The sequence below is a fragment of the Luteibacter sp. P4_D7_3 genome (assembly GCF_056401735.1).
Genome location: NZ_JBFUIT010000400.1, coordinates 1 through 3125 on the forward strand (window position 1 = coordinate 1; position 3125 = coordinate 3125).

Here is a 3125-nt window from a genome sequence, read left to right on the forward strand (position 1 = left end):
CAACAAAGGTCTCCAACAAAGGTCTCGAACTCGTCCCCGTGACGAAGCCGAACGACCTCATGGCCGGCGAGAAGGCCACGTTCCAGCTGCTGCTCGATGGCAAGCCCGCTGCGAACCTCAAGGTTGCCGCGATCAATGGCGCCACGYGCTATCGCAATGCGCCCGATGAGATGGATACCACCACGGACAAGGATGGCAAATTCTCCTTTACCTGGCCGGCCGCGGGCATGTACTGGGTCAACGCTTCCAGCGAGGACGACAAGACCTCGGTGAAGGAAGCGAAGCAGCGCCGCCTGGGTTATACGGCGACGCTTGAAGTGCTGCCGCAGTAATCCGCATGCGTATCCGCGCGCGAGGATGGCTATTTGTCTTGTTGCTGGTCTCGGGGACGGCGTTCGGTAAGGACGTGCGCCGCTTCGAGGGCGAGACCATGGGCACGACCTGGTCGGTCAACGCCGTACTTCCCGATCGCGCGGATGACCGCGCCATCGAGCGCGGCATCCAGGCCGAAGTGGATCGTGTCGTTGCGCAGATGAGCACCTACGAAGCGGACYCGGACCTGAGCCGGTTCAATCGCGCGCCGGCCGGTACGTGGCAGACCTTGCCGCCGGAGTTCTACACCGTGTTGCGCTACGCGCTGGACCTGGCGAAGTCGTCCGGCGGTGCTTACGACCCGACGGTCGGGCCGCTGGTGAACCTCTGGGGATTCGGGCCGGACAAGCGCCCGCGCGAGGCACCCGACGCCACGGCGATCGCCGCGGCGAAGGCGCGGGTGGGTTGGGCGAAGATCCGGCTCGACGATGGCGGTCACCGAGCCTTCCAGCCCGGTGGCGTGTATGTCGATTTGTCTTCCGTGGCCAAGGGGTTCAGTGTGGACCAGGTGGCGCATTACCTGGACCGCGCCGGTGTGCATGCRTATCTCGTGGAGGTGGGTGGCGAGCTGCGCGGCCGTGGACACAAGCCCGATGGCTCAGCCTGGCACGTCGGCATCGAACGGCCGGGGGCGGCGGCGGGGGCGGTCGACAATCCCGACGAAGTCGAGCGCATCGTGTCGATGACGGACCGTGCGATCGCGACCTCCGGCGACTACCGCCATTTCTTTGAAAGTGGCGGCACATTCTTCTCGCACCATATCGATCCCCGCACCGGCTATCCGGTGACCCACCGTGTCGCGTCGGTCAGTGTCATTGCCGTGGACTGCATGCTCGCCGATCCGCTCGGCACGACGCTTACGGTGCTGGGTCCGGACGAAGGCATGGTTTATGCGAAGGAGCATGGTATCGCCGCACTGTTCATTCTCTACGGTAACGACGGCACGTTCAGCGAACGGATGTCCCCGGCCTTCGCGGCAGCACTAAAGCAGTGAAAGCCACGTTCGGTCAGATCGCCATCGGCGCGCTGTTGCTCGCGTCTGTCCTGGGGCTTGCCGGGATGCATGACTTTTCCGGCATCCATGCCGCGTCGCTGCCGCGCGCAGGGTGGGCGGGTGCGCTCGGGGTGGCCTGGGCGGCGATGACCGTCGTGCTGGCGCGCGGGAAGCGCGAAGAGGTTGCGATCGATGTCGCGTCGGCGGACGCGAAGCCAGCGACGATCCTCGTCGTGCATGCGTCGCAGACGGGATTTGCCAGCGAGCTGGCGGAGCGTACGGCCGAACTGCTTCGCAACGGTGGCCTGACCGTCGACCTGCGTGACATGGCAGCGCTGACGCCAGCGCTGCTTACCCAGGCCACGCGTGCACTGTTCGTCGTCAGCACGACGGGCGAGGGCGATGCACCCGACATGGCCACCGCATTTCGCCGTGAGGCAATGACATCGCCGCTGCCGCTTCGTGGACTGGCCTATGGCGTACTCGCGCTGGGCGATCGCGATTACGAAGACTTCTGCGCGTTCGGCCACGATCTCGAACACTGGCTCCATGCGAGMGGTGCGTTGCCGCTGTTCGACCTCGTCGAAGTGGACAACGGCGACGAGGGCGCGCTGCGACATTGGCAGCATCACGTTGCCCAGCTATCGGGCTTGTCGTCGCAACCGGACTGGTCGCGGCCGGCCTACCAGTCGTGGCGACTGCTGGAACGCAGGCTGCTCAATCCGGGCAGCGTCGGCGGCCCCTGCTTCCACCTGGCGCTGGCACCGGACGACGCCACGATGCTGAACTGGCACGCCGGCGACGTGGTCGAAATCGGTCCGCGAATGGCGAATGGCGAATCCGTGTCGTTACCGCATCGCGAATACTCGATCGCCTCCGTTCCTGCCGACGGCGCCCTGCATCTCGTCGTCCGGCAAATGCGCGCGGCGGACGGAACGCTCGGCCTGGGCTCGGGCTGGCTGACCGAGCACGCGGCGGTCGGCGACATGATCGATCTGCGAGTGCGCCGCAACGAAAACTTCCACGCCCCGACTGACGGTCGACCGGCCATCTTCATAGGCAACGGTACGGGCATCGCCGGCCTGCGCGCGTTGCTCAAGGCGCGCATCGCCCAAGGCCACACGCGCAACTGGCTGCTGTTCGGTGAGCGTCATGCCGAGGCCGACCGGCTGCACGTCGACGAGCTGGAACGCTGGCACGAGGCGGGCAGCATCGAGCGCCTCGACCTGGTCTGGTCACGCCAGTCGCGTGGATCGCGCTACGTGCAGGACCGCCTTCGGGTCATGGCCGACGACGTGCATCGCTACGTGGCCGACGGCGCAAGCATCTACGTCTGTGGCAGCCTCGCCGGCATGGCCCCGGGCGTCGACGCCGCGTTGCGCGGCATCCTCGGCGAGGACCTCGTCGAGAAGCTGGCGGCTGGCGGCAGGTACCGGCGTGACGTGTACTAACGCCGGACAGCTCGCGGCACCGAACGCTGAGGTTGCGTGTGGCCGAGCAAACAACCAGTCAACGCAGCGCTTTTGTAGATACTCTCTTGGCCGTCAAGCGTTCTTGAGGTGTTCAGGGCTGAAGAGCTTCGAGGTATCGAAGTTCTCGTTGTTCTGCAGACAGGCCCACAGGCCTGTCAGGTACTTACGCATGACCGCCGTGAGGGCTTGGCGCTTCTTCTTTCCACGGCGGACGAGTTGCTCGTAGAAGGCCTTGGCCAAGGGGTCATGCCGGACGGCGACCAGGGCTGGCATGTAGGTTCCGGCAC

3 protein-coding genes and 1 pseudogene are annotated in these 3125 nt (G+C 65.7%); 3 read left to right on the forward strand and 1 reads right to left on the reverse strand.

Annotated elements, in window-relative coordinates; translation table 11 throughout:
* The 3 genes from AC1DSN_RS20550 to AC1DSN_RS20560 form a co-directional block, all read left to right on the forward strand.
* Positions 1-332 (forward strand): DUF4198 domain-containing protein (locus AC1DSN_RS20550; RefSeq protein WP_477332544.1); only part of this gene is annotated, 332 nt, incomplete at its 5' end.
* 98 nt (positions 333-430) lie between these two features.
* On the forward strand, positions 431-1366 hold the full coding sequence (locus tag AC1DSN_RS20555; RefSeq protein ID WP_477332548.1) for an FAD:protein FMN transferase: 936 nt from the start codon (positions 431-433) through the stop codon (positions 1364-1366).
* Positions 1363-2817, forward strand: a complete 1455-nt coding sequence (locus tag AC1DSN_RS20560; protein ID WP_477332546.1) for a sulfite reductase subunit alpha — start codon at positions 1363-1365, stop codon at positions 2815-2817. Before AC1DSN_RS20555 ends, AC1DSN_RS20560 begins: the two co-directional genes overlap by 4 nt.
* A 93-nt stretch (positions 2818-2910) precedes the next feature.
* Here the strand turns inward: AC1DSN_RS20560 and AC1DSN_RS20565 are convergent.
* Positions 2911-3125 (reverse strand): annotated as a pseudogene (locus tag AC1DSN_RS20565) (hypothetical protein); the annotation flags it as partial.